This window comes from Lactobacillus sp. UMNPBX1, assembly GCF_002554085.1.
GTDB lineage: Bacteria > Bacillota > Bacilli > Lactobacillales > Lactobacillaceae > Lactobacillus > Lactobacillus crispatus.
The window spans coordinates 54829-81231 of record NZ_PCZI01000008.1 but is presented as its reverse complement, the minus strand read 5'-3'; the positions used below and the strand labels follow the sequence as shown (position 1 = coordinate 81231).

The following is a 26403-nucleotide window of genomic DNA, read 5'->3' as shown; positions in this document are numbered from 1 at the left end:
CCTTACATGTCTGTTTTTAAGCTCTCGTCGCATCTCTCGAAGCGACTTTATTAATTTACCTTATTTTCTCCGCTTTGGCAAGTTTTACTCTTCGTTCGCAATCTTTTAGAAACGCTTGGACGCGTTGTAATTATTTCTTTATTTCTATTTCCATCTACCTTTTTCTTTTTGCTTACTTTATTTTTATCGTTACGCTTATTATTCGAGTTTTAATGTTTTTTCTCTTAATTTTAGTACAAAATTTTTCGAAATTTTTTCAAAATAATTCAAAAAACAGTGTTTTGCCTAATTTTTCACTCAAAATGCAAAAAAAGACGTTTATCAAATATAATCATTCGATAAACGTCTCATTTTATATCTTTAGATGATCAATCTTTAGTGTCTATTCATCTTTTTTCTTACGTTTTTCAACGCCAAGTAAACTAATCCAACCTAAACCAGCGAGTAATGTACCAATCAAACCTAGTGTGTGTTTGTGTTCACTACCAGTTTGAGGCAATAAGTCTTGCACGGACTTCGGTTTTGCATTTAATTTGTTAGCTAATTGCTTTCTTTCTGCTTTCCCTATTGTCCTCTTGCCAAATTCAGCGTCTGCTGCCTTAACTGGGCCGTTAGCGCGTTTCTTTCGACCTATAGGCATACCTTCATACTTAGGATTGTTATTAGAGTCATAGCCCTTCTTATTTGCTTTAGAATGATTATGCTTCTTTTTACTTTCCTTATTAGGCTTTGCTGGCTTAGCAGGCTTGTTTGGCTTATCCGGTTTATTTGGTTTGTCAGGTTTATCTGGCTTCGGCTCTGGATTTGGTTTTGGCTTCGGTTGAGGTTCTGGTTCCGGAGTTGGTACTTCATCTTGCTTGTAAGTAATTTCAATATTACTGTCAGCCGTATCTACTGAAACCTTTTCCGCTGCCACCTTACTTTGTGAAGCAGTGTAGCCACTAAACGTTGGAGCAGTATATGCATCCCACTGAGTATTACCATCTACCTTCCACTCACTGTATGTAACTTTGCCAGTAACTTTATCAAACGTTGCAGTTCTAGTAAATGTTACTTTTTGAGTGATAATCAGCTTAGCACCAGAAGGCGTAATGACTGTAATTATTCTAGTTGGAGTCTTAGTCAAAGTATCGAAGTGATCATAGTTCTTACTTGGATCACCTGGCACTGGACCTGTTGGAACATCCCCCGATGGAGTTTCTGGAGTAACAATAATGGTGTCGTGTTCAACCCTTACAGTTACAGTTGGAATGCCATCAGCAGTTGCAACTACTGTCTTAGGAATATCCTGTCCTGAAACAATCTTCCATCCTGCTGGAACTTGTGGATTTACATCTACTGTTTCACCGGTCTTGCCACTAAGCGGAGTTTGCCCTACTTCTTTGCCATCACTATCAACGTAAGAAATCTTCCCCGTTTGAGTGTTGACAGTATAAGTAACAGTGACTTCACTATCCTTATCATTGCCAGTTACTTTCACTTGTTCAACCTTGTTAGGATTTGTGGTATAGCCAGCAACGCCAGACTTAGTAATTGTCTGACCAACTTGCTTGTTACCTTCTTGAGTATCTTCAAATTCAATCGTTAAGGTTGCATCCCAAGTAAACTTAGCCTTTGAAGAAATATTCAGCTTATAGTTTGGATTTGCTTTTTGCAATACAACGAGCGTGTTGGCATTCAAGTGGGCTTGGTAAGTTCCTGCATCCGTTGGAACTCCGTCAAGTCTCTTACCAGCCGCATCGTACCACGTAAAGTCACTAGCAGTGATTCCTGGGTTTACTAATGGTGTGTTCGTAATCGTACCATTTGCCGTGATCTTCAAGCCATTAACATCGAGATCAGCTGATTTGCCATTATAAGTCTTGCTTTGATCACTACCAGAAATAGTGATATCAGTAATTGCCTTTGGCGTAATTGTGAAGCTTGCCTGGCCTCCTAAATCGTCAGCGGAAATAGTTACATTACCGTTAACTTGCTTCTTCAAGGCATCTTGCAAGTGAGCCAATATTGACTGCTTGTTCAACGTAATGGTGTAAGTACCAGCATTAACTGGTGCGCTGCCAGCATTCCAAATATAATCACCGTCTTGCAGAGCATACGTACTTTCGGTAGTTGAACCTGGGAAAGTAAAGTGAACTAAAATTTGACCATTGCTGTTAACTTGTGCAGTTGTTACAGCTGTACCATCAAATGTCTTTTGGTTAGAGCCATTAAGTTTTGCGTCAGCAGTGGCTGCAGTAACTATGTAGTTAGCTGTTGTCTTAAATGTCCACTTGTAGTTAGCACCATTATTACCAGTTAGTTGCTTAAGCTTTTCTTGACCAGCCTGTGACAATTTAACTTGGTAAGTACCGACATTCGTTGCATTAACAACAATTTGCAAATCGTCAGCAGTTAACTTAAGTGTCTGAGCTTCACCATCAGCGGAGTAAACCGTCGCATCGTAGGTTACGTTGTACTTATTCAAGTTAAGTCCACTTGGTAAGGTTTGCTTAGCATCATAAGTCTTGCTGTCACCACTATTCAGGGTAACAGTAGCTTCGCCCTGGTTAATGGTTAATGTACCCTTAGTAGTTACATCAGCTGCTACTTGTGGGTATGCGTAGTTAGACCCAAAGCTTTTTCAATGTTATCCAACCCTTGCGCAGATAATTCCACGTGGTATTCACCGACATTGCCTGGGGTTTGATCAAAGATCAAGTCACCATCTTTAGCAGTGTAGCTTAAATTAGTACTATTAGTACTATTTTTACCATACGTATATTTACAACAACATAATCCTTGCCTGGATCAGGAACATTAACTTGCCAAGTTTGTCCAGCTTCTTTAGGTAGGCTCCATGAACCATAAATCACTTTAAATCCTGGCGTTGTTGAATCACCTGCTGTTTGATCCCATTGCCAATTACCATAAGTAATCGTGTTATTAGCAACATTTAAACTACCAGTCTGGGCATAGAATACCTGTATTTGTGAATCAGGTGCAAATTGTTGACCATTTTTGTCACCACCAGCAATTACATATTTAGCCGTTACTGTTCTCGCTTGCTGTTTTACTGGAATATACAAAACAGTATGAACTGGACGTGCTTCATAAACTGATGCGTTAGGAAGATTTGCGTAAAGGCAGGCAAAGTGTATTGTCCTGGAATTGACGCACCGTTTGCTAATTCGTAACCATAACCTTCTGGATCAGTTGGAATGGTCATATTAAAGTTGAGGTTAGTTTGAACACCAGGGATAAATTCTTGTGAATAAGTTTGACCGACAACCGCATTATTGTTGTACTGGTCTACAAATTCAAACGTCACCTTTTGCGCAACATTAACATTAGCATTCAATTCGTAGTAGTAATACTTACCATCTGCATCATATTGAGCACCAAGCGTACCATTTGGAACAGTAACGCGAATAGTAGCATTTTGCTTGCCACTCACTAAGCCATCAGCATTTGTTTGCAAGCGGGAAATAATATAGTTTGGCTGATAACTGTCGGTGCCTTGAGTGAAAGTAGTTTGCTGACCTGGATCGCCGCTCTTATTGTAAGCACTATAAGAAACTTCCTTATTATTTTGAGTAGAAACATCTTTAGTATCTTCTGGACTAGTAGCTTTTTTATCTTCTGCCTGTTTAGTTGAATTCTGCTCGGTTGAATTTTTGCTAGTCAAAGGATCGGTACCGCTAACTTCTTTTTGAGCAGTAGTATCGTTATCATTCTTACCAGCTGTCGTAGTCTGATCATTTCCAGTATCTGTGGTAGTCTTCTTAGCCGACTCAACCTCTTCTGTTTCTACTGGATCCGTAGTATCCGCATGAACCGTTTGACTTGTATTCATCGTCCAAAGCAAAGTTGAAAGCAAAACGGAACAAACTCCAATGTTCAATTTTCTAATACTAAAGCGCTGCTTGCCTTCAAAGTCATTTTTATTAAAAGTCATAGTCTCTCAATCCCCTTAAGTTATGTTTTATCTCTAACTTATAGTCTTTCTATTACGCGGTTTTATTCTATTCATCTATTTTGATAACACCTAACATAAATCACAACAAAAAGCAGGCTTAAATTATATGCAAAAAAATCGTTATTTTAAGTTGTCAGTCACAACAACTAAAATAACGATTTGGCTTTTTTAATCTTTAATTACTTAAATTAAACCTGATTCTTTAGTAATCTTCTTCATACCATTCATGTAAGGAACAAGTACATCAGGAACAGTTACTGAACCATCTTCGTTTTGGTAATTTTCCAAAATAGCAGCTACACAACGACCAACAGCCAAACCTGAGCCATTTAAAGTGTGTGCCAAGTGAAGCTTGCCGTCTTCATCACGGTAACGAATTTGTGCACGACGAGCTTGGAAGTCAGTACAGTTTGAACAACTTGAGATTTCACGGTACTTGTCTTGTGCAGGCATCCAAACTTCAAGGTCGTAAGTCTTAGCACTAGTAAAACTTGCATCCCCAGTTGAAAGAGCAACTACGTGATATGGCAGGCCCAACTTTTGCAATAAGTGTTCCGCATTATGAGTTAACTTCTCGAGTTCATCCCATGATTCGTCAGGCTTACATACCTTAACCATCTCAACCTTACGGAATTCGTGCATTCTAATCAAACCACGAGTGTCCCGTCCTGCTGACCCTGCTTCACTTCTGAATGCTGGTGACAATGCAGTAACATTGATTGGCAACTTATTTTCATGAATAATTTCATTTCTGAAGTAGTTTACCAATGGAACTTCAGCAGTTGGAATCAAAGTTAAGTCACGTGGCTTATCTGGATCGTCATTATCAACGATGGTATAAACATCTTCGTGGAACTTAGGGAATTGACCAGTTCCTTGCATTGATGCATCGTTTACCAAGTATGGTGGGATAATTTCGGTATAACCTTCCTTAGTGTTTTCATCAAGGAAGAAGTTGAAGACAGCACGTTCCAAAAGCGCACCAGCACCGATGTAGTAAACAAAACGTGCACCTGAAACCTTTGAAGCACGGTCCCAGTCTAAGATGCCAAGGTCAGTACCAATATCCCAGTGAGCCTTTGGCTTAAAGTTAAATTCAGTAGTTGGGTGCCACTTACGAACTTCTTCGTTGTAGCTATCGTCCGGACCAATTGGGTCTGAATCAGCTGGGAAGTTAGGCAATCTAAGCAAGATGTAGTTTTGCTTTTCAGTTAATTCCGCAACTTCCTTATCTAAGTCTTTGATTTCCTTACCTACTTCACGCATAGCAGCAATTGCATCGCTAGCATCTTCTTTGTTACGCTTTTTTTCTGCAATTTGCTTAGAAACGTCGTTACGCTTAGCCTTTAATTGTTCACTCTTAGTCAAATCCTTACGACGCTTAGCGTCAATTTCAACTAATTCATCTAATTCTTCTGGCTTAATGCCACGTGTAGCCAATTTCTTCTTTGACCAGTCAAGATTCTCACGAATCACTTTAATATCAAGCATATAAAACCTCCATGATATGCATAAAAAAAGAGCCGACTTATCCCTACACTTGGGACGAATCGGCTCTTACACGGTTTCGCGGTACCACCCAGCTTCAGTCTATCTAGACTGCACCTCTTTACCAGACGAGTAACGACGTCAAACCGTGCAACTATTAATTGCCCACATTATTGAAATCTGGAAGCGACTATGCATTCACTCGCACCAACCGTGAACTCTCTGAAGCAGTCTTAGGATTTCGTGTTTGCATTTATTTTAAGCCATTCTTCTTTTTTGAGCAAATAATATTTTTCTTTAAACGAAAAAAGTGCACTAACTTGTGTGTAATCGACAGTATAAACATACTGAAATCCTAGTGTTTTAAGCAATTTCTGTGATTTTTCATTATCGGCAAAAGTTCCAGCCCAGACTTCTACTTGCTTTTTCTTTTTAAAAGCATAGGTCAAAATCAATCGTAAAGCTTCAGTCATATAGCCGTGACCTTCAAACGACTGATCTAGCAAAAAGCCAACTTCTTTAGTCTTTAATAGGCCACTCTTTTCATCTAAGCCGCGTTCATACAATTCAACCAGACCGATCACTTCATTGTTCTTGCGCAAGCAAACGACATAACTTTCAGGACGCGACATATATTGCTTCACACCATTAACCGCCTCAGTCAGATTGCGGTATTCCTCAAAGCCAGCCATCTTGTGGTAGCGGGAATTGCCACCCCACTTCAGTAATTGCTGCGCGTCCCTTTCTTCAAAAGGTCTCAAATATATTCTCTTAGATTCAAGCATTAGTTACCCATCAGCTTCAAGAGCCACTTCGCACCAAACTGTAGGCCTATACTATAGGCGGCAATTGTCCATGGCTTACACAAAATAATAATCCAAAAATAAGTCCAAAACTTCATTTTAGTCAATCCTGCTAGCAGGCAAAGCACGTCATCGGGAGCTGCTGGGGCGAGAATACATAATGCAAAGAACCAATTAAATTTATTCTGATTCTCTGTCCACTTCATATATTTATCAAGCGTTTCTTCCGAAACAATATGCAAAATAAAGGGCCGGCCGTAGTGTCTAGCTAAAAAGAAGTTGATAATTGAGCCAATACAAATCCCCACGTAGTTATAAATAAACCCAGCAACTGGGCCAAAGAAGACCACGCCTCCTAATAAAGACACGCCCCCAGGAATAATCGGAATAACTACCTGAACAATTTGAATCAACACGAAAATAATCGGACCAACAATTTGTTTATTAGCCAGATAAGCCCGCATTTTAGCTTGATCGGTAAAGATCCCCAAACGGTACCAATAAATCACCAGCAACACGATTGCGATTCCACAAACTATAGTTGCAATATTGATTAATTTACGACTAGCCTTAGTCGATAGATGCATTTTCTCGCCTTCCTTCATCGCCTAGTAGTTCAATTTTAACAAAAATCCAGTCCAGATACCGTAAACATGCAAATCTAAAAAAAGTTTTATTATTTTAGCTACTTTGGGCAGATACTATATAATAAAGTTAATAAGTTATTAGAAAGGTAGGCATCTTATGGTTGTAATTAAGAATGATATTGTTTATGACAAGACTAAAGAATTAAAAACGGATATTTACTATCCTAATGATACATCTTCTAATACCAAGATTTTAATCTTCTGGCATGGCGGTGGCTGGTTTAGAGGTAATAAAGAAAGCGTAAAAAATCTAGGTATTCGCTTTGCTAATGCGGGCTTTATGACCTTCATCCCCGACTACTCCTTAGCACCTAAATACCACTTTCCTGCTGCTCATGAAGATGCATTGCACTTTGTCGACTGGCTGTTGAATTCTGAATACACTGATCAAGACGATGTCAAAAACATTGTTCAAATTGGAGCCAGCGTTGGCGGTGAAATGGCAATTGAGGTTGCTGGGAAATACGGTTTCCCTACTGTCACCTGGTCTGCTCCAGTTGAATATTCAAACTGGATTAAAGATCATCAAGATACTAAAGCATCCCCAGATGCCGCTAACGATTTTGGCATTACCGATCCTGAAAAGATCAGACAATCTTTCTACAAGTACTTCACATTAACCTACACAGGTACTGAAGATGAGGCTGTATTACAAAAATTAGACGCTAAGTCATTTGACTATAGCCATCTCAAGCAATTAATGATGATTAATTCCGCAGATGAGTTGACACCACTAGCTACAGTATTGGATTTTGTTAAGTTCTTAGCTGACAAAAACTTAGGCGTACAGCTCCTCGTAATTCCTGGTCACGGTCACGCCATGGCTTATGGTCCCGATTATGTAGACGAATCGCTCGATTTTTTATATCAAACTATTAAGAGACAAGATTAAGTATGATCAACATAGAAAAATTTGTTCAAGCCAGAAAAAAATTAAGGCTATCGCAAACTGAACTTTGCCGCGGCATTTGCACGCAGTCAACCTTAAGTAAGTTTGAAAACAACGGACAGGTACCTTCATTTAAAATTCTTAAGCAGCTTTGTGAACGGATGGATATTGATGTTAGCGATATTATGGACAACAGTGAGCACAAATATATCGCGCATATCCTGTTTGAAGCGGATTTTGCTTTTATCAATTTTGATTACAGTAAAATTTTTACTTTACTTTCACAAATCAACCCCGAAGTAGACCTAAAACGCCAAACAAATCGGATTCATTATCACTATTTGCGCGGACAATATGCTCTAAGAAGTGATCGCAATCAAATGAGTGCGCTCTTTTATTTCAACAATATCTTGACCACCCAGGAATTGCCTGAAAATGATATTTACCGCTTGTTGGCATTAAATGGTTGTAGTCAAATCTATGCTAAACAAGGTGAAACAGAGAAAGCCGAGCACTATTATAGTCAAGTATTAAAGAACATTATGGACGTCAAGATCGATAATATTTTGACTACAATGCATGCCTTAAGTATTTTATGTGATGCCGGTGAATTCTATGGCGAACGAAAAATGTATCGTGAGTCTAATGCATTGTTGCGCTATGCCTATAAGATTGGCGCTGAGAAGCACGTGATTTTTTACATGGCACGCATCCTATTGCGGCAAGGCATGAATGATATTGATCAGTCAAAAAAGAAAGCAATTGCTATCCAACATTTGCATGATGCCTGTGCTTTTGCCCGAATCAACCGCAACACGATTACGCTAAATCAGGCTAAAAAATTACTAAAAAAATTAAATGACTAACAAAAAATCCCCAAAATTGGGGATTTTTTAGATAATCTTGTAACCAGTAACTGGCTTAGCAGGTACTGTATTGAAATCAAAGCTAGCAAGCTTGTCTAATTCAGTATTACCATCAATAATTGTAGTAACACCTTGAGCAATCATCAGGTTCATTACTTTATCCTTGTCTGGATCCTTAGTGAAGGTTACCAAGACTACAGGCTTATGCAAAGCACGCATGAAACCAATTTCAAAAGCACTACCATCATCTACATTGTCCATGTCATACAAGAAGACGCCACATGTAGAGTTAACTAGACCTTCCAGGTCATTGTTATAAGTGGCAAGGCGCCAAGTCATGCTGCGAATGCCACCAATTTCAGGATTCTTTTCATCCGGATCAACAAAATTCTGATCAAACGGGAAATGCACTCTGACTACAGTTGGATTTTGTTCTAACAATGCCCGTGCTTGATCAACGCGAGCGCGTTGTTGATCATTATAAAATGGTGAGCCTAAATAAATCTTAGCGGTTGAAACTTGTTTGTTCATGCTTTTGTCCCTTCAATGTTTAAAACTTACAAAATAAAATTATTTTTCATTTTAGCATGACTTTTTTACAACTAAAAGCACAAATAGCTGTGTTTTCATTGTAAACGCTTTATAATAGAAACATAACTTATTAAAGCTAAACATAAAACTTATTGGAGGAATTATTTTGTCTAGATATCAATCAATTAATCCATATACTAACGAAGAATTTGCAAGCTATGACAATTCTACTGCCGCACAAATTGACGATGCCATTAACTTAGCACACGCTTTATATAAAAAATGGCGTCATGAAAATCCTGAGACCCGCAGTCGTCAATTACACAAGATAGCAGATGCTTTGCGCGAGCATGAAGATGACTTAGCCAAAATGATGACCCTGGAAATGGGAAATCTTTTGCGCGAATCAAGAGAAGAAGTTGAATTATGTGCTTCAATTTGTGATTACTATGCCAAAAACGGGGTCAAAATGTTGGCTCCTACTCCAATCGAATCAGACTTAGGCAATGCATATTATTTGAAGCAATCAACTGGCGTTATTATGGCTTGTGAACCATGGAATTTCCCACTTTATCAAGTTATTCGGGTCTTCGCTCCTAACTTTATCGTGGGCAACCCAATCTTACTGAAACACGCCCACAATGTTCCAGGTTCTGCTGCTTTAACCGCTAAAATCATTAGACGTGCTGGTGCTCCTGAAGGCAGCTTAATTAACCTTTATCCAACCTATGATCAATTAAGCGATATTATTGCCGATCCTAGAGTTCAAGGCGTTGCATTAACTGGTTCAGAACGTGGCGGTTCAGCTGTTGCCGAAGCTGCTGGTAAAAATTTAAAGAAATCAACCATGGAGCTTGGCGGCAATGACGCATTTATCGTTTTAGATGATGCAGATCCGCAAGTATTGCGTAACGTTTTAGGCGATGCTAGAACTTATAACGATGGCCAGGTATGTACTTCATCCAAGAGAATTATTGTTGAAAAATCTCATTATGAGGAAGTGCTACATACGCTTAAAAACGTCTTTTCTAATCTTAAAGCAGGTGACCCACTTGAAGCCGATACTACCTTGCCACCAATGAATTCCGAACGTGCTAAGGAAAAATTAGAAGCTCAGGTTAAAAAGGCCGTTGACGCAGGAGCCGAGATTTTTTACCAATATCCAGAGATTGATTCTAAAGGTGCCTTCTTCAGACCTGTAATTTTGACTAACATCGACAAAGAAAATCCTATTTATGATGAAGAATTATTTGGCCCTGTAGCAGAAGTCTTTGTAGTTGACGATGATGACGATGCCATTCAGCTTGCAAATGATTCTAGCTATGGCTTAGGTTCATCTGTTATCTCTAACGATATCAAACGTGCTCAAAACGTGGCCGCTCAAATTGAAACTGGTATGACTGTCCTCAATGGCCGCTGGATTACCTCTGGTGAATTGCCATTTGGTGGCGTGAAGAAGTCTGGCTACGGTCGTGAATTAAGTGACTTAGGCATGATGGCCTTTGTTAACGAACACTTAGTAATTGATGTTACTAAGAATAATCAATAGTAATTTTTCGATAAAAGAAATACGCTGGCAACTTAACCAGCGTATTTCTTTTACTTATTATTAATTCTATTTCTTTTTAAAAAGATTATATCCAGCCAAAATCGTGGTCAACACGCTAGCCAAAATCATAAAGTAAGCTGAAGCCCCGAGAGAAACTGCATATGACATAAGTTGACTCGTCAATTGAGCCAGCACCCCAGTTGAAGCATGTGCCGCGCTTGATATTTGAAAAATCATATAAATCAAAAAGATTGATTCAATCAAAGAAAGGAAGAAGGCCAAAGTCTGACTAGCCTTAGTATTTTTCAAAATATTATAAATAATGAAAATTGGGAACAAGAATAGTAGCAACCAGACAATGTAAAGAATAAGTGCATACCATGATGTCACGTCGGATGAAAGCAAGCGCCCTGCTAAACCGAACAGTACATTGGAAATAGACATTCTCTGCGTGTAAGCCGAAGCACCCGAGTCGGTAAAGAGAACGATTAGACTAACTAAAGCCGTAAAAATAACTGAAATCTGCACATAATTAAAGTGATGTTTGCGAACATTTTTTATTTCACGTACATGATTTTCAACCCGAGGATATTTTTGCACAAATTCTCGGTTTTTCGCTTTGACTTTACTTTCACGTGCATCCAACCGATTAAAGACATCGGAACCAATTCGGTCAATCTTTTGCGTTAATCGCTTATCAACCGTATACTGCTCGATCTTATCTTTACGATCACACACAATATAAAGCCAAACCATTAGGGCTAAAAAGCCAGTCCACCCTGCCGCTCTAGAGAAACTCATTAGGATTAAAAGTAAGACTCCCAATAAGAAGACTAAGGTCGCATTTTTCCTAACCCACGCAATCATTCTTTGGACAGTGGTGTTTTGCTTTTCAGGAATAAATTCTTCCCGATAGGCTGCACGGCTGATAATCTTTTCGCCTTCATCTGGTTCTTCAAACTTTGCTTTTTGGTGCTGATCTGTGAAAAAGTCGTCTCGATATTTTTTTAGATTGAAGCCACAGTTTGGACAAATATCATCTGTTTCACTAATTTTATGGCCACAATTTGGACAAGTAGTCATATAAGAATTCCCTTCTTTTTCAATCTGTTAGTCATTATTATAACATGTATCAGAATTTGAAGATCAAAACAAAAAAAGACCGAATCATTGCGATTCGGTCGAAAAAATTATTTACTAACTATTTTTCAACATCAATTGGTAAAACATTATCAATATAAGGTGAATGTCCATCAGCAATCAAATCTGATATCTTTCTCAACATTGGAAATTGTATGTTCCTAGTATCATTTCCAAACTTTTGATATGCTTCTGGAGTTGCATCTTTATGTAATAATTCATATCCTAATCTTTTGTAGAAATTAACACTTTCGTCCACAGATTCAAGATAAATCAGCTGAACACCTGTATACAATGCAATCACCATGCACATGGAAAAGAATTCCATCATTAGTGCTCTACCAATTCCTGTTCCTTGGTATTCCTTGTCAATTGCAAAATAAGCAAGGTTTATATATGGTGTATCAACTTTATAAGTACCATCATCCTTCTTAACATTCTGTGTTAATAACCCTACTGTTGACGAGAAAAAACCAACTATCTGATTTTTGATAGGATCCATTAATACAAAAGTCTTTAATTTCTGTGTACTTTCGAACTTCGGACATTCCTTACGAAAAAAATTATCTATACCACGATTAGTGGAATCAAAATGTAGGGCTAACTCTTCAAAATGTGGACACGTACTTAACGGGCATAATTTAAATGCTCTACTTTGATTCATGCTTTTCCTTCCCACGTTGAATTACTATCCCATCAGCTTCAACTTCTTTTTGCAACTTTTTTATAGACACACGTGGTACTGGATTGGCTATTTTGTTTTTGAATTCTTTAAATGCTTTTTCATTTTTAAATGTTATCTCAGCATTTCTAACAATACCTACCATAATTACCAACTCCTTTTAGTGTACCTATTAATATTATACAATCATAATCTGTTTTACTATTAGTTTCAAGATTTATTTTAACAAAAAAAGACCGAATCATTGCGATTCGGTCGAAAAACTATTTATTAATTATTTTTCTTATTTCTTCTTTTGGCGAACTTATTAAGGTCAATTCCCTCATATGTCAACTTAGTAGCTGCTGACATAGTAATTGGCAAAATGAAGACCAAGATGAGCAAACCAATATCCACGGCTAAGGCAACTTCAATCAAAGTTGGAATACCTGATGGAATCAAGGCTGCAAAAGTACCACCCAAGATAATTGCGGCTGATATAACAACCGTACCAATGATAGCACATGCCTTCAAGATTCTTGAACTTGGAGTAGTGTAGCCTTCAGACTCAAGTTCACGATAACGAGTCATCAGGAAGATACTGTAGTCAACACCCAAAGCGATCAACATAATGAAGCTGAAGAATGGTGTGTTCCAAGTAAGCATTGACTTACCAAGAACTGCTTTAACAATCCATTGATTGATTGAAAGTGAGCAGAGGTAAGCAATAAGCAAAGTCCCAAGAATGTAGATTGGTTGCAAAAGTGAACGAGTTACAAACATCAAGGCAATGCCGATACCGATTAACATGATGGCAGCAGTTCTAAGGAAGTCGCCACTGGCAACTGTCTTAGTATCTTCAATCTTGGAACTTTGACCACCCATAGCTACCTTAGCATTCTTCAAAGCAGTACCTTGGAATGACTTCTTAGCCATAGCACTTAATTCTTGTGACTTCTTAGTAGCTTCGGTTGCACTTGGGTTTGAATCAAAGACAACAATAATTTGAGCTGACTTCTTGTCTGGGCTGAGGTAAACATCCATTGACTTCTTGAACATATCGTTCTTCAAGAATTCCTTAGGGATGTAGAAAGTATCAGCGGCAGCTGATGAACCTAAACCTCTGAGGTAGGTTTCACCTTGACCTAAACCACTATTAACAGTGTCAATACCTGAAGTCAATTGTGGAACTTTGCTTGCCAACTTACCAGCGCCAGCACTGAGTTGTCCAGCACCTGTGTTAAGTTGACTGATACCTGAAATAAGTTGTGGAGCTTGACCAGCTAATTGGCCGATACCACTATTAAGCTGACCGGCACCAGTGGCAAGAGTACCTAAGCCATTATTCAAAGTTCCAGCACCATTTGCAAGAGTGCCAAGACCATTGTTCAACGTACCTGCACCGCTTGCAAGAGTACCAAGACCATTATTTAATCGGCCGGCACCATTATTAACTTGGTTTACACCTGCACCAAGGCGACTAGCACCTGATGAAAGTGAACCAAGGCCGTTACTCAATTGACCAGCACCGTTATTAAGCTTTTGTGCACCAGCTACACCTTGTGAAGCAGCAGATTGAACTTGAGTTAAGCCTGAACTTAATTGGTTCAAAGCTGTTGCTGCACCTGGAAGAGCCTTGTTTGAAGCTTGAGCTAAAGCATTAACCTGAGCCTTTAAAGTTTGAAGCTGAGTCATCAAGTTACTTTGTTGCATTGCAGCCATTGAGCTTTGCAAGCCCTGAGCTGCTGAAGTAGCATTTGCCATTGCTGACTTCATCTTATCAGTATTAGCACCTGATTGAGCCTTTTGAACAACAGATTCAACCGCTTGAGTGGCAGCCTTAGTTGCTGCTGCTTGAGCCGCTTGTCTTTGATCAGCTGGTACTGATTGCACAGCTGATGAAACAGCCGATGAAATTGCTGATTGAATTTCAGATTGATTTACTGAACTTGAGCCAGCATTACTTGCTGCACTTTGCAATTCTTTCAAGCTATTTTCAAGATCTGCAGCTTGTTTTTGAACTGTAGCTAAACTATTAGTTAACGATGAAGTATCAACCCCACCACCAATAGCTTGATTCAACTGTTGAATACCGCTATTGATTTGTGGCAAAGCAGTTTGAAGTTGAGCAAGTTGTTGCTTGTTAGAGCCACTCAATTGAGTTGAAAGTTGTGAACTCAATTGTTGCAATTGGTTAACCATTTGTTGGGTACCACTTTGCAAACTGTTAGCACCATTCTTCAAACGATTTGCACCGCTAACTAAGCTGCTTGCACCACTTTGCAATGCATGAGTACCACTTTCTAAACGACCTGCACCAGTTTGTAAACGAACAGCGCCACTTTGCAATTGGCTAGCTCCACTGCGTAAACGATCAGCACCACTAACTAGTTGACCTGAACCACTTTGCAGGCGAGTTGCACCGCTTTGTAATTGACTAGCACCGTTTTGTAAACGACTAGTACCACTAACTAATTGGCTAGCTCCACTTTGAAGACGACTAGTACCATTTTGAAGTTGATCAGCGCCATCCTTTAAGCTGTTAGCACCGTTAGCAACCTTGTTTGAGCCTTTGCTCAATTTACCCAAACCTGAACGAGCTTGATCAACACCGTCGTTAACCGTGTTTAATTGATTGTTGACATAAAGCATATCAATTGGTTCGCCGTAAGGTTCTGTAACAGATGTCGCAAATGAAACATCTTTTGAAGCTTGAAGTTGCTTAGTCACTTGATCAATTAACTTCAAATTTTCTTCATTGTCTAATCTATGCTTACTTTGAATGTACAAGTATGATGGTTCAGCCATCCCTTTAGAGAAGTGCTTTTGTACTATCAACAAACCTTGCTTAGATGGAACTGAATCTGCAATTTCATCAGTATCATCGTAGTTCAAGTGACCTGAGTACATTAACATGAATGGCACAACAACAACTGCTAACACAACCAAGTAAATAATTGGATGCTTCAATGTGGCAGATGAAATACCATGCCATAACTTGTCATCACTTTCACCAGTAAATTTCTTAACTGGCCAGAACATTTTCTTACCAAGCGTAGCCATAAAGAATGGGTTGAGTGTTAAAAGCACTACCAATAAAACAGCAACGCCGACCGCAACACCAACAGCTGATTGGTAAACGGAGAATTTAGCTAAACTTAAAGCAGTAAAACCAATTAAGATGGATGAACCTGAGTAAAGAATTGTTTTACCAGCATTGCGCAAAGCGTCATGCATGGCTTTATACTTGTCCATCCCTTTTCCTAGATTTTCTTTAAACTTGTCATACAGCAAAATGTTGTAGTCGGTACCGATACCGAAGAGCACGATAACCATAAACACTTGCGTAAAGTTTGAAAATGGGAAATTGGCGCTTTTAACTAAATTAGTAACAATTGAGAAGGAAGTAAGGAATGAAACACCAACTGTCAACAATGAAATAAGTGGAACAATTGGTGACTTAAATACGATAACCAAAACAATAAAGATAAAGACAACTGTAATGGCTTCAGTCTTCTTAATTCCTTCTTGAATTGAAGCGGAGAAGTCGTGCTGCAAGACATCCGCACCCGTTACATAAGTACGAAGCCCTTGCGTTTTCGCGGCCTTGTTCATTTCGTTATAAACTTTTTCAATCGTACCATGACTCTTAGCCACATTAAATTGTGCTACCCAAGTCGTGCCATCTTTTGATTGAAGTTTCTTTCTTGTAGCAATATTGGAATCTGGAAGTAATGAATCCTTGATTCCGTACTTGCTTTTATCATTAGTGAACTTATCAAGCGTATTATTAATAGCCTGTTTATCGGCATCAGTTAGCTTGCCACTCTTTTTGTTAAAAACAAGTGCTACTGCATAAGTGTTTTTCTTTTTCGAGCCCCAATTGTTCTCTATTGACTGTGCCACATTGCTTTGCACATTACTTGGCAACGTAATGTTAGAGTGATCATTAGTCAGCTGCGTAATGTTAGGCAAAGCAACAACGGAAATAATCAATATTAAAATCCACGCAATCAGTTCGAAAACATGGTTCTTCAGAAATTTCTGCACTTTCCTATTTCCTCCCTATTTGTTGTAAATCAGGTACTGGTTCTACAAGTCGTAAAATCATTTCATGATAATTACGATTAGATTCATCTTCTGTTTCATCTCCAAAAGACTTCGATTTATCCAGAAAAACGTACCCTAATACGGCGCCAATTAAAGCATGAAATGAAATGACACTTTCTTTTTTAAAATTAAGTCTTTCACCCATTTTAATTAAATCCAAGATTTCTTGATTGATGGCCGCATCCTTTGGATATTCGTTCAAATGATACAGAATACTTGATAAAGCCGGATCGCTCAATAAAAAGTCGCGCACAACATCCGCAAACTTAAGCAATGCATCCCTACCTGACATACCAATTAAATCATTCATCAACTCATGACGTAGGATCTTAATCCGTCTTGCACCAACTAGTGATAGCAATTGTTTGCGTCCTGAAACGTAATGATAAAGCGACTGTGAGCGGACATCGAGCGCCTTAGACAATGCTGGCAAAGTTGTAGCTGTCAGTCCTTTTTTAGAAATTAATTCAGTAGCTTGATCAATTATTTTATCCAGATCAAGATTTCTTTTCTGTGCCATTTTCATCCCTCCTTTGTCTTAGCATAGTAAATAATATACACCTACAGTGTGAAGATTACAATCTACATAGTGTAAATAATTTATTTTTTCTATAAAAAAATAATGAAGCCTTCTCGGACTTCATCATTTCCGTTACTTATGCTTTTTTATAAACCAAGCATTAACCGTTTTGCCCAATTTATTAAAATTCTTGTGTTGCGTGCTCCAAACAGACATACAGTAAGCACGTCCGTTAGTCTGAACAATTGCGACAGCAAAATCATCATCACCAATTGCATAAATGCCGCCACTTAAGCCAGAAACTAAACTTGGTCGCTCTTTAGCTAGGGTTGCTAAAACTCGGCTAGCATATTGCCGATTTAATACTCGACCTTGATACAAGCCAATCATTGTCTTAGCTAAATCATTAGCTGTTGTCTGACCAGTCATATTTGAGTTGACCTTAGTTTGAGTGGCACCCATTTTTTTAGCAACTTGGTCAATATTATTAACTCCAATTTTTCTAGTTAAGGCACTAGCTGCAGTTTTGTTACCTTTAAGCATTGCGCTGCGCAAATAACTTACACCATAGGTAATACCAACTTGAAACATCTTATCACCCTTGGCTTTGTCTTTCTTGCTAATCTTAATCGCAGTTCGCGACCCCATCTTGCCTTTTTGTTCTTGCTCATACAAGGCGATCAGTAAAAATAACCGCATTGTTTTTACTGCGTCATGAGCCTTATTAGTATTAGAAACTACGGCAAAGTGACTAGAGTTAGTTAAATCCTGTGCTACTACCTGGAAGCTATCATCAATGCCCATAACTTTTTTGATTTGCTTGACTAGCTTCTGATTACTGCCTTTTTGAGCTTTAACATGGTTAGAATATTCAATCGAATTAACCTTGGGCTCCTTAGGCTTTTCTAATTTTTTAACCTTTGGCTCCTTGGTCTTCTTTTTATTCTTAGCGACCTTGCTGTTATTTGGTTCAACAATCTTTAACTGCGCGTTTTCCACCCGCTTTATGTTTGATGTATACAAAATGAATGCAAATAAAGTCACAATTAAAGAACCAATTAATATTTTATGTTTCATTAAAACGCCTCAATTTTAGAAGAAATGATGCCTTTTCATCAAAATGACTAACCAAACCATTAAAACAACCATCAAAATAATGATTAAAACCCAGTCAAATGAATTTTTTAAAATTGGTAGACTAACATTCATACCATAAAAACCGGTTAAAATAGTTGGAATAGTTAATACCAATGACCACACAGTTAAGAATTGCATGGTGTCATTCAAATTATTGTTCATCATATTATTACTGGTAGCTGATAAAGTCTTAGTTACCTGCTGGGAAATCTGCACCATTTCTGCAGACTGGCTTGATTCAATCAAGACGTCATCCAAGCGTTCACTGGCTTCTTTAGTGAAGTCTAATTTGCTGTGATTCAGGCCATGCAACATGATTAAATCCGTCTGAATTGAACTTGATAAATAAACTAAACTTTTTTCAATATTCGAAAGTTCCACCAAATCTTTATTGTTAATGTCATCAGACAACTTCTGATCTAGGCTGTTACGTTCAACATCAAGTTGCGTTACGGCACGCTGGAAGTATTGTGATGAATATAGGAAAAAGAGCATCAACAACTCAGTAACATCTTTAGCTTCAGACAAACGCTCCCGCATATGTTCATCGTTGAATTCATCAAACACATAGCTGGTTGATTCTGTATGGAAAGTAAAGATATTTTCACCCACTACTAAAAAAGTGATTGGGTGTGAGGTAAAGTGCTTAATCGTGTTGGTCGGCCAAATTGGCACATCGTAAACAAGCAAGTGGCTCTTAGTATGGACGTCATAGTCATAGTGAGGACGTTCGTGACGGTCAGAAATATAAGAGATAATGTCAGGCGTAAAATTAAAATCCTGCTGCAATCTCTCACTGTCTTCTTCACTTAAATTATTGATGTCATACCACTTATACTTTGTTCTTACCGGAAAATTTTGTTGTCTAATCAACCAGCTCACCTCAACTTTTATTTTATTACCTAGTAAATGGTACCATTTTTCTCAATTCTTTTTCCACAAAAAAACAGACCTTACGGTCTGCTCTTTGAAATCTAATTGCTATTTAATTTTATTGCTTCCAAGCAGCATCAAATTTTTGCTTACCAGTATTAATTTGGCTGTTAGTATTTTGACCCTTTTGGGCTGCAGCAAAGATATTTTGCAAAATGCTGTTCAATTGGTTGTATGCAGCATTTGAATTCTTAGCAACAGGAACACTGTACAAGTTCTTCATAGCATCTTCAAGTTTAGCAGGAAGCTTGATGCTCTTGTTATTCTTGTATTCACTAGATTCGATTGCACTAGTGTTTACAGGAATGTAACCAGTAGCATTAGCCCACTTAATTTGGCTTGACTTAGATACTAAGAACTTAATGTACTTAAATGCAGCAGCTTTTTGTTCAGCGCTAGCGTGGTTAAACATGTAAATATCAGTACCTTGTTGCATGGTGTATTTGCCAGGACGTGGAGCAACATCATAAGTAAACTTGTTACCTACACCTTGCTTAACAAAGCCTTCACCTGCAGAAGTACCAACGAACATTGCAACCTTTTCGTTAGCAAATGGACCTGAAAGGTAGTGTTCTGAACCAGCTACTCTGAAGTAACCCTTCTTAATACCATCTGCATAGAAGTTGAGAACTTTCTTTGAAGTTGAACCACTGAAGTTAATCTTATCAGTAAAGTTCACGCCTTCGTCCTTCATACCAAGAGTGTAGTAGTTGGATAGTGAATCAAAACCAGCACCTACAACTTTGTGGTTACTCTTCTTGTAGATAGTTTCTGAAACATCCTTAAGTTCTTCCATAGTAGTTGGAACTTTCTTGATGCCATATTTCTTAAACATGGTCTTGTTGTAAGTCAAAGTTTCAATTGACTTGTTAAATGGGATACCGTATTGAGTTCCCTTAATTTTTGCACCATCAAGAAGTTCAGTTCTAATGTCAGATGCCTTTGCACTGCCCCAACCAACATTCTTGTTGTTGATATATGGGGTCATGTTTACAAGCATCTTGTTTTGAGCTGCGTTCCAAAGCCAACCTGGATAAGCTTGAGTAATAGTAGGTAAGTTATTTGGTGATTGCAAAGTTGAGTTGATCTTAGCTTGCAAATCATTGTATGCACCTTGGTTTTCAAGCTTAACAGTAATTTTAGGGTTCTTCTTTTCAAATTCATTAGTTAATTGCTTTAAAGTAGAACCTTGTACTCCCGGCATAGCGTTCCAGAAGACAACTGTAGTCTTCTTAGTAATCTTTGATGGAATCTTCTCTGAACTTGATGAAGAAGAATTGCCGCTCTTTGAACAAGCAGCAGTGCCAACTAGGGCCAAAGTAGCAACGGCAGCCATAGTAAGTTTCTTACTAAACTTCATTTGGATAAATCCTCCCAAAAAATAAAACTAAACAACAATATATTTTTGATTCACTAAAGCGTGATTGTTTGACCACGTTTAGGTAAAATCCGTTCTCCATATGGGTTCTCTTCCAGCTCCGGATGCAATGTGTGCACCGGTACTAAAACAGCTGGTTGAACCCCAGCAATGATTTCCTTGAGTTCTTTTTCATCGGCATGGCCTGAACAGCGCAACGCCTTATACTCAATATCATTGTTAGCTAAAGCCTCTACAAATGGTTTGTAGGCAGGATCAAAATCCCCTAATGGCTCAGCATTTGAGTGGATATACAAACCACCCTTTTGCAGCTTATCATAATCGGTGACAACTTGCCACATGTATTTATGATTATCTGCTAAAAGCTCATCATAGCTAACTTCTAGCTCTGGCTTAAGGTCAGCATAGTGCTCCTCATTAGGCATGTAATAGTAAGGATAGTCTTCATCCAAACTTTCCTTAATCAAATGGGCACGCTGAGCATGTAAAACGACCTTTCTTGGTGAATCGGCAATGATTCGCAATAATCGTTCAACATTAGTAGGATAAGTATTAAAAGTGATTTGGCGTTCAGGGTTAGCCTTTTGCAGGCGCACGATTTCTTCAGTTAGTTCTACTTCATTCTTAGGGCCAGTAAACTCTTCACTGTTTTCATCATGCTTTTCTTCTGGCCAAGAAACGCCAGTGCCTTCAATGATTAGCATATCGCTATTTTTAGCTGCCTGCATAAAGTCCCGCACCCAATCTGGATGATAACCATGCAAGCGAATGTCGCCAGTATAGGCGATTTGCTTATCCGGTGTCTTAACTAATAGACCAGTAGCACCGTAAGCGTCATGATCACTAGGATATATTTCCAGGATAATATCGCCCACCTTAATTGGTTTCTTGTATTCTGCCGGGATGATTGGACGAGTATAAGTCCGATCATGACCTGCAGCAGGAAGCAAGAAGTCGCCCTTTTCATTCAAGGCTGGCAATAAATGAGCTGTAATTGGACCTGCATAAAGTGGAATTTCTGGGGCCAAAAAGTTCATTGCCTTACTGTGATCCAAATGTAGGTGCGAAATATAGGCCGCCGCATGCTCCCAGCGGTCAGTATCAATTGGCTTACCCGTCAATTTAGGATCGTAAAAATTAGGCACATCCCCGATTAATTTATTTTTAATCAGAGTTTGATAACTTTCATCTGGCAATTTTAACTCTGGCCGATAAACTTCCCCCAAGTCAAACAATACATGCGACTTGTTATAGGCCACTTCAATCATCGGTCCACCAATTGTGGTTAAACCATTATAAAAAGTTACTGTCGTTTTATCCTTTAAGGTCATTGCGCACTACTCCTCGAATAATTTGCTTTCTAAAGATGAAGTACAAAATCAAGATTGGCAAAACAGTCAATGTGGCAGCAGCAAGTTGAAGTTGAGTTTCACTACCTGCATCAGATGCAAATGAAGTTAAACCATTGTTCAACAATCTCATGCTGTCTTCGTTAGTTACCAATAATGGCCAGAGGAATGAATTCCAACCAGAAATGAAACTTAATAAAGCAACGGTGAACAAGCCACCTTTAGACATTGGCACCAAAATTTTCCAAATATATTCCCAATCACTCGCTCCGTCAATCATCGCAGCTTTATAAATTGTCTGTGAGATTGAACCGAAGTAGCTTTGCAAGTAGTACATGTAGAAAATTGAAGTTAAAAATGGCAATACCAAACCAATATAAGTGTTCAACAAGCCCATTCTGGCAATGGTATTGTAGTTAGTAAAGATAATTGCTTCACCAGGCACCATCAATAATGATAAAAGTACCATTTGAACAACACCTTTACCCTTGAACTTCAAGTTAACCATGGCAAAAGCACCAAGCAAGGCGTTAAACAAACTCACAATTGTCGTTACACTAGCTGTGATAAAAGTGTTTAGGAAGTAACGAGCAAATGGAGCTTGGGCGAATACTTTGGCATAATTTGACCATTCAAAATGCTTAGGAATGATTGTTGGTGGAATAGTGGTTGTTTCTCTAAAACTCATTAATCCACCCAAAATCATGTAGATGAATGGAAAGACAGTAATGATTGCGAAAATCGATAAAATAATATAAGCAATCAAAGTGCCCCAACGAATCTTCTTCATCCTTTACCGTCCTCCAATCTTCTTCATCATCTTGCGTTGCAAGAATGTGACAAACATAATGATGATAAATAAGACAACCGTTGCGGCCATCGCTACACCTGGAGTACCAACAATTTGGAACTTGTTATAGATGTAGAACACTGCAGTTGTAGCTGAGTTACCAACACCTGCTTGTCCATTGAATAAGGCATAAACAGATGTATAAATCTTAAATGCAGCAATGATATTCATTGTTAATAAGAAGGCGATCGTTGGCACAAGCTGCGGCATTGTAATACGCCAGAACTTTTCAGTACCAGTTGCGCCATACATATCCGCAATTGTGTAGTAATTAGGGGCGATGTTTCTCAAAGCCCCCATCAAGATAACGATGTTAAAAGCTAAAGAAGTCCACACACCAAAGATGATAATTGTCGTCAATGACATCGCTGGATCATCAATCCAGTTCGGTGTTGGTAAGTGAACCGCCTTGAGCAAGAAGTTAAGCAAACCATAGTCACCGTTAAAAATATAACGGAATACGATACCAATAGCGATAGTTGACGTAACATATGGCATAAAGAAAGTCGTTTCAAAGAATGACTTATGCTTTATCCTGCTGAAAATAAACCAGGCCAACATGATTGAAATAGCCAAAGCAACTGGCACAGAAATTAGGGCATACAAAATAGTATTCTTGATTGCCCGCCAAAATTCTGGATCACTAAAGATATATTGATAATTGCTGAAGCCGCTCCAATTCAGATTAATTAACGAGCCGCTTTGAAAACTCATTACAAAGGCCCGCAAAATTGGATAAATACTAAAGAAAGTAACAAAGATAATTGTTGGCGCTAAAAAGAGCCACGCCTTTTTCTGATTGCTCTTCATTAGTAGACACGCTCTCCTTCCTTAGTAAACAGGAATACTCGATCAAGACGCATCTTCAAATTGATATTATCACCAGGCTTAATTGGTGTCTCAAGGTTGACTAATGAACGAGCTTGTACCCCATCATGGGTAAACTTCAAAATTCGTTCACGACCGATTAATTCGACATCATCAACCTTAGCTGAAACTGCACCATCTTCTTCGACTGGCAAAATATTTTCTGGACGAACGGATAAAACGTACTCGCCGTCAGTTAAGTCACGTTTAAAACGATCCTTGTCTAAATCGTCCACGTTAATTTCAAAATCTGAGCCAGTAATCTTGCCGCCATTAACCTTTACATTAAAGTTATCAATCACAGGATTACCAACAAAATTAGCAACAAAGTAGTTATTTGGTTCAAGATAGAAGTTTTGTCCTAAGTCATCTTGTTGGATCACACCATTATTAAAGAGAATAATCTTATCACCGATTGACAAGGCTTCTTCTTGATCGTGAGTAACAAACAAGGTGGTAATACCCACACTTTTAACTAAAGCACGAATTTCTTCACGAATCTTCAACCGTAAACGTGCATCCAAGTTACTCAATGGTTCATCCATCAGCAGAATCTTAGGTTGTTGCACTAAAGCACGGGCAATAGCTACACGCTGCTGTTGACCACCAGATAAATTGCCCGGCTTTTGATCAGCAAGTTCGGTAATCTGGGTCGTTGCCATATATTTTTCAGCAATCTTCCTCGCCTCATCCTTAGGCATCTTTTGCTTGCCCACAGTCAGAGGAAACATTACATTCTGAAGTACAGTCATATGTGGATATAAGGCATAGTTCTGGAAAACATAGCCGATCTGACGATCCTTAGGTGCTACGTTAACAACTGACTTGCCATCAAAAAGGATGTCACCGCTAGTTGGATTAAGCAAACCAGCTAGCATATTTAAGATGGTTGTTTTACCACAACCAGATGGGCCAAGCAAACATACAAGGTCACCTTTTTTTACGGAAAAGCTAACATCCTTGATTGCTTCATGACCGTTATCATAAACCTTTTTAAGGTTCTTTACTTCCACGAATTTCTCATCATTCATAAGTTTCACGCACCACTATATATTGATTTAAATTTTTAAATTTCTCTATTAATTCTAAGCTAAATATACGAAAATAACAAATAATTTTCATTTGAAATTCGGGGTTTCAACGACTTTGTGAAATGCTTCTCAGCAAGTATTCGGCTTTTGTTCGCATTTGCTTTTATTTTTCACTTATTTCTTTTTAAAAATTCGGGTTTACTAAATATTGTGGTAGGTACCAAAAAAAGCCATGAATTAGTCATGGCTTTTTTTATCATAAGTTATCTCCACGTTCAAATTGATATTTTGAACTATTCAAGGCTTGACGAACCAACTTGCTCATCAAGTTCTTAGTCTTTTTGGTAATCACACCAGCAGTTTCATCATTAGCGCTAGTTAAATATTTAATAAGCTCTCTGCCTTCCATATTTTTAGCTTTTTCATCAATAAGATCAATTCGGCCAATACCGTAGCTTTGACAATCATCACGGTAGGCGTTTATCTCATAAATATATTGGTGATAGCGTGGTTCAACAAGCACTTGTAAAGTTTTATACAACCAGTAAGCACTACTATCTGGATCAACCATATGATCTGCCACCTTATAGTTAAGTGGTGTATCCTCAATATTGGTGTAGAAAGGAACATATGGTGAATATGCATAAAAGCCCATATTAATCCATTGAATTGCAGCCATCTTGGCAGGAACATCATTTCTAATTTGCAAGATGCTTGATTCTTGGTTTCTGTCTAAAGCAATAGAACGGAACATCTTTTGTTCTTTTTCTGAACCAGATGAAAAAGTGTCCATTGGATCGTATGGTGTACCGTTATAGTGACTAGTTAAAAATCTTTGCACATCTTCAACACCAATCTTCTTTTCGGGAACGCGCGTAAATGGCATTTCTTGACTAGTTGGGTCTTGTTCAATGCTTGGATTAAACAACTTCTGTCCATACCAAGTTCTTGGAGTATTGTAAAAAGCATCAGCTTCATCCTTAGTACCAAAAATATCTCTGAAAGAAAAGCTACCGTCAGTACTATTGTTTAAATGATTCTTTTCTACGAATTCTCGAATACCAGCTGAATACATAAAGTTGTCTGGATCATCAAAGTCAACATTTTGAATCACCATGATGTTAGGACAAATTGCGTAAGAATCATCAGGAACACGAGCCGCAACCCATTGGTGACCCGCGCCAGTTTCCAGATACCAAACTTCCTTGTTGTCTGAAAAGGCAATACCGTTGCTTTCACCGGTACCATATTTTTCGATTAATTGCCCTAAGCGCTTAACACCTTCACGAGCAGTCTTCACGAATGGCAAAGTAATATAAACCATTGAGTCTTCGTTGATTCCATTTGCTACTAAAGGATCATGTCCTAAGCAGCGAGCATTAGTAGCTTCAGTTTCAGTGGCTGACATGGCAACGTTATATTCGTTAATGCCTTGCTCGTCCCAGCGACCTTCTGAATCATCAGCAGTAGGGACAGCAGTCCATTTGCAGCCATCGCCCTCAAGGTGCATCTTAAAGCCGTTATATTTTGATACATAATCTTCATCATAATGACGGGCTGGGTTTACCACAAAAACTTTTTCGTTAATGCCACCATAACCGTCTTCGTCACGCGCAATCATGGTTGATCCATCGATTGAAGCGTCCTTACCAACTAGCATTGCAGTACAGTTATCTTTTTTCATTATTGTTTATAC

22 protein-coding genes and 1 pseudogene are annotated in these 26403 nt (G+C 38.5%); 3 read left to right on the top strand and 20 right to left on the bottom strand.

All coding sequences use genetic code 11. From position 1 onward, the window contains the following. Nucleotides 1-382: 382 nt before the first annotated feature. From CP352_RS11315 to CP352_RS06005, 6 genes and pseudogenes are all read right to left on the bottom strand, one after another. Nucleotides 383-2700, bottom strand: a pseudogene (locus tag CP352_RS11315) (MBG domain-containing protein). A 23-nt stretch (nucleotides 2701-2723) separates the two neighbouring features. Next, nucleotides 2724-3068 carry a hypothetical protein gene (locus CP352_RS06025; RefSeq protein WP_005720675.1) on the bottom strand — a complete coding sequence of 115 codons (345 nt, stop codon included), beginning with the start codon at nucleotides 3066-3068 and terminating at the stop codon, nucleotides 2724-2726. After that, nucleotides 3053-3937: a YSIRK-type signal peptide-containing protein gene (locus CP352_RS11310; RefSeq protein WP_233186916.1), complete on the bottom strand. Its 885-nt coding sequence runs from the start codon at nucleotides 3935-3937 to the stop codon at nucleotides 3053-3055. Before CP352_RS11310 ends, CP352_RS06025 begins: the two co-directional genes overlap by 16 nt. A 204-nt stretch (nucleotides 3938-4141) precedes the next feature. Further along, a complete protein-coding gene (gene serS / locus CP352_RS06015) occupies nucleotides 4142-5449 on the bottom strand; it encodes a serine--tRNA ligase (RefSeq protein ID WP_013086796.1) in 1308 nt (435 codons plus the stop codon). A gap of 230 nt (nucleotides 5450-5679) precedes the next feature. Continuing rightward, on the bottom strand, nucleotides 5680-6231 hold the full coding sequence (locus CP352_RS06010) for a GNAT family N-acetyltransferase (RefSeq protein ID WP_065990819.1): 552 nt from the start codon (nucleotides 6229-6231) through the stop codon (nucleotides 5680-5682). Continuing rightward, nucleotides 6231-6836, bottom strand: coding sequence for a TVP38/TMEM64 family protein (locus CP352_RS06005; protein WP_005727220.1), 606 nt, complete (start codon nucleotides 6834-6836; stop codon nucleotides 6231-6233). Before CP352_RS06005 ends, CP352_RS06010 begins: the two co-directional genes overlap by 1 nt. Nucleotides 6837-6993: 157 nt before the next feature. On the opposite strand from CP352_RS06005, the gene CP352_RS06000 reads away from it, so the two are divergent. Further along, nucleotides 6994-7788, top strand: a complete 795-nt coding sequence (locus CP352_RS06000) for an alpha/beta hydrolase (RefSeq protein ID WP_061205190.1) — start codon at nucleotides 6994-6996, stop codon at nucleotides 7786-7788. Nucleotides 7789-7790: 2 nt separating this feature from the next. Then, nucleotides 7791-8651, top strand: coding sequence for a helix-turn-helix domain-containing protein (locus CP352_RS05995; RefSeq protein ID WP_089143359.1), 861 nt, complete (start codon nucleotides 7791-7793; stop codon nucleotides 8649-8651). A gap of 27 nt (nucleotides 8652-8678) precedes the next feature. Here the strand turns inward: CP352_RS05995 and CP352_RS05990 are convergent, their stop codons facing one another. Beyond that, nucleotides 8679-9182: a nucleoside 2-deoxyribosyltransferase gene (locus CP352_RS05990; protein WP_089150404.1), complete on the bottom strand. Its 504-nt coding sequence runs from the start codon at nucleotides 9180-9182 to the stop codon at nucleotides 8679-8681. Between the two features lie 166 nt (nucleotides 9183-9348). Here CP352_RS05990 and CP352_RS05985 point away from each other — a divergent pair, with 166 nt between their 5' ends. Beyond that, nucleotides 9349-10731, top strand: a complete 1383-nt coding sequence (locus CP352_RS05985) for an NAD-dependent succinate-semialdehyde dehydrogenase (RefSeq protein ID WP_089150403.1) — start codon at nucleotides 9349-9351, stop codon at nucleotides 10729-10731. Between the two features lie 66 nt (nucleotides 10732-10797). Here the strand turns inward: CP352_RS05985 and CP352_RS05980 are convergent, their stop codons facing one another. The 13 genes from CP352_RS05980 to CP352_RS05925 all read right to left on the bottom strand — a co-directional run bounded on the left by CP352_RS05980 (nucleotide 10798) and on the right by CP352_RS05925 (nucleotide 26391). Further along, nucleotides 10798-11814 carry a zinc ribbon domain-containing protein gene (locus tag CP352_RS05980; RefSeq protein WP_023488311.1) on the bottom strand — a complete coding sequence of 339 codons (1017 nt, stop codon included), beginning with the start codon at nucleotides 11812-11814 and terminating at the stop codon, nucleotides 10798-10800. Nucleotides 11815-11932: 118 nt separating this feature from the next. Further along, nucleotides 11933-12535, bottom strand: a complete 603-nt coding sequence (locus tag CP352_RS05975; RefSeq protein ID WP_089143355.1) for a GNAT family N-acetyltransferase — start codon at nucleotides 12533-12535, stop codon at nucleotides 11933-11935. Continuing rightward, entirely contained in the window at nucleotides 12522-12698 is a 177-nt protein-coding gene (locus tag CP352_RS11145) for a hypothetical protein (protein ID WP_005727328.1), read from the bottom strand. Before CP352_RS11145 ends, CP352_RS05975 begins: the two co-directional genes overlap by 14 nt. Nucleotides 12699-12823: 125 nt before the next feature. After that, nucleotides 12824-16582, bottom strand: a complete 3759-nt coding sequence (locus tag CP352_RS05970; protein WP_089150402.1) for an MMPL family transporter — start codon at nucleotides 16580-16582, stop codon at nucleotides 12824-12826. A 4-nt stretch (nucleotides 16583-16586) separates the two neighbouring features. Next, nucleotides 16587-17162, bottom strand: coding sequence for a TetR/AcrR family transcriptional regulator (locus tag CP352_RS05965; protein WP_089145343.1), 576 nt, complete (start codon nucleotides 17160-17162; stop codon nucleotides 16587-16589). A 132-nt stretch (nucleotides 17163-17294) separates the two neighbouring features. Further along, nucleotides 17295-18239, bottom strand: a complete 945-nt coding sequence (locus CP352_RS05960) for a serine hydrolase (RefSeq protein WP_089145342.1) — start codon at nucleotides 18237-18239, stop codon at nucleotides 17295-17297. A 15-nt stretch (nucleotides 18240-18254) separates the two neighbouring features. After that, a complete protein-coding gene (locus tag CP352_RS05955; RefSeq protein WP_005726582.1) occupies nucleotides 18255-19172 on the bottom strand; it encodes a magnesium transporter CorA family protein in 918 nt (305 codons plus the stop codon). Between the two features lie 118 nt (nucleotides 19173-19290). Continuing rightward, complete coding sequence (locus CP352_RS05950) at nucleotides 19291-20592, bottom strand: extracellular solute-binding protein (RefSeq protein WP_005723945.1); 1302 nt, start codon at nucleotides 20590-20592, stop codon at nucleotides 19291-19293. Nucleotides 20593-20645: 53 nt separating this feature from the next. Next, nucleotides 20646-21941, bottom strand: coding sequence for an MBL fold metallo-hydrolase (locus CP352_RS05945; RefSeq protein WP_089143353.1), 1296 nt, complete (start codon nucleotides 21939-21941; stop codon nucleotides 20646-20648). After that, entirely contained in the window at nucleotides 21925-22749 is an 825-nt protein-coding gene (locus CP352_RS05940; protein ID WP_089143352.1) for a carbohydrate ABC transporter permease, read from the bottom strand. The genes CP352_RS05945 and CP352_RS05940 overlap by 17 nt, the downstream gene beginning before the upstream one ends. A 3-nt stretch (nucleotides 22750-22752) precedes the next feature. Continuing rightward, nucleotides 22753-23619, bottom strand: coding sequence for a carbohydrate ABC transporter permease (locus CP352_RS05935; RefSeq protein ID WP_089143351.1), 867 nt, complete (start codon nucleotides 23617-23619; stop codon nucleotides 22753-22755). After that, the gene (locus tag CP352_RS05930) at nucleotides 23619-24707 is read right to left on the bottom strand and encodes an ABC transporter ATP-binding protein (protein WP_005726585.1); all 1089 of its coding nucleotides are present in this window, start codon (nucleotides 24705-24707) and stop codon (nucleotides 23619-23621) included. The genes CP352_RS05935 and CP352_RS05930 overlap by 1 nt, the downstream gene beginning before the upstream one ends. Before the next feature lie 256 nt (nucleotides 24708-24963). Then, a complete protein-coding gene (locus CP352_RS05925; protein ID WP_089143350.1) occupies nucleotides 24964-26391 on the bottom strand; it encodes a C69 family dipeptidase in 1428 nt (475 codons plus the stop codon). Between the last annotated feature and the right edge of the window lie 12 nt (nucleotides 26392-26403).

Excerpts from the sequence above, each read along its gene's own strand:
- CP352_RS05935 (WP_089143351.1), bottom strand. The coding sequence starts at position 23,619 with ATGAAGAGCAATCAGAAAAAGGCGTGGCTCTTTTTAGCGCCAACAATT.
- CP352_RS06000 (WP_061205190.1), top strand. The coding sequence starts at position 6,994 with ATGGTTGTAATTAAGAATGATATTGTTTATGACAAGACTAAAGAATTA.
- CP352_RS05940 (WP_089143352.1), bottom strand. The coding sequence starts at position 22,749 with ATGAAGAAGATTCGTTGGGGCACTTTGATTGCTTATATTATTTTATCG.
- CP352_RS06010 (WP_065990819.1), bottom strand. The coding sequence starts at position 6,231 with ATGCTTGAATCTAAGAGAATATATTTGAGACCTTTTGAAGAAAGGGAC.
- CP352_RS05950 (WP_005723945.1), bottom strand. The coding sequence starts at position 20,592 with ATGAAGTTTAGTAAGAAACTTACTATGGCTGCCGTTGCTACTTTGGCC.
- CP352_RS06005 (WP_005727220.1), bottom strand. The coding sequence starts at position 6,836 with ATGCATCTATCGACTAAGGCTAGTCGTAAATTAATCAATATTGCAACT.
- CP352_RS11310 (WP_233186916.1), bottom strand. The coding sequence starts at position 3,937 with ATGACTTTTAATAAAAATGACTTTGAAGGCAAGCAGCGCTTTAGTATT.
- serS (WP_013086796.1), bottom strand. The coding sequence starts at position 5,449 with ATGCTTGATATTAAAGTGATTCGTGAGAATCTTGACTGGTCAAAGAAG.
- CP352_RS05975 (WP_089143355.1), bottom strand. The coding sequence starts at position 12,535 with ATGAATCAAAGTAGAGCATTTAAATTATGCCCGTTAAGTACGTGTCCA.
- CP352_RS05965 (WP_089145343.1), bottom strand. The coding sequence starts at position 17,162 with ATGGCACAGAAAAGAAATCTTGATCTGGATAAAATAATTGATCAAGCT.
- CP352_RS11145 (WP_005727328.1), bottom strand. The coding sequence starts at position 12,698 with ATGGTAGGTATTGTTAGAAATGCTGAGATAACATTTAAAAATGAAAAA.
- CP352_RS05960 (WP_089145342.1), bottom strand. The coding sequence starts at position 18,239 with ATGAAACATAAAATATTAATTGGTTCTTTAATTGTGACTTTATTTGCA.
- CP352_RS05945 (WP_089143353.1), bottom strand. The coding sequence starts at position 21,941 with ATGACCTTAAAGGATAAAACGACAGTAACTTTTTATAATGGTTTAACC.
- CP352_RS05930 (WP_005726585.1), bottom strand. The coding sequence starts at position 24,707 with ATGAATGATGAGAAATTCGTGGAAGTAAAGAACCTTAAAAAGGTTTAT.
- CP352_RS05980 (WP_023488311.1), bottom strand. The coding sequence starts at position 11,814 with ATGACTACTTGTCCAAATTGTGGCCATAAAATTAGTGAAACAGATGAT.
- CP352_RS05990 (WP_089150404.1), bottom strand. The coding sequence starts at position 9,182 with ATGAACAAACAAGTTTCAACCGCTAAGATTTATTTAGGCTCACCATTT.
- CP352_RS05995 (WP_089143359.1), top strand. The coding sequence starts at position 7,791 with ATGATCAACATAGAAAAATTTGTTCAAGCCAGAAAAAAATTAAGGCTA.
- CP352_RS05925 (WP_089143350.1), bottom strand. The coding sequence starts at position 26,391 with ATGAAAAAAGATAACTGTACTGCAATGCTAGTTGGTAAGGACGCTTCA.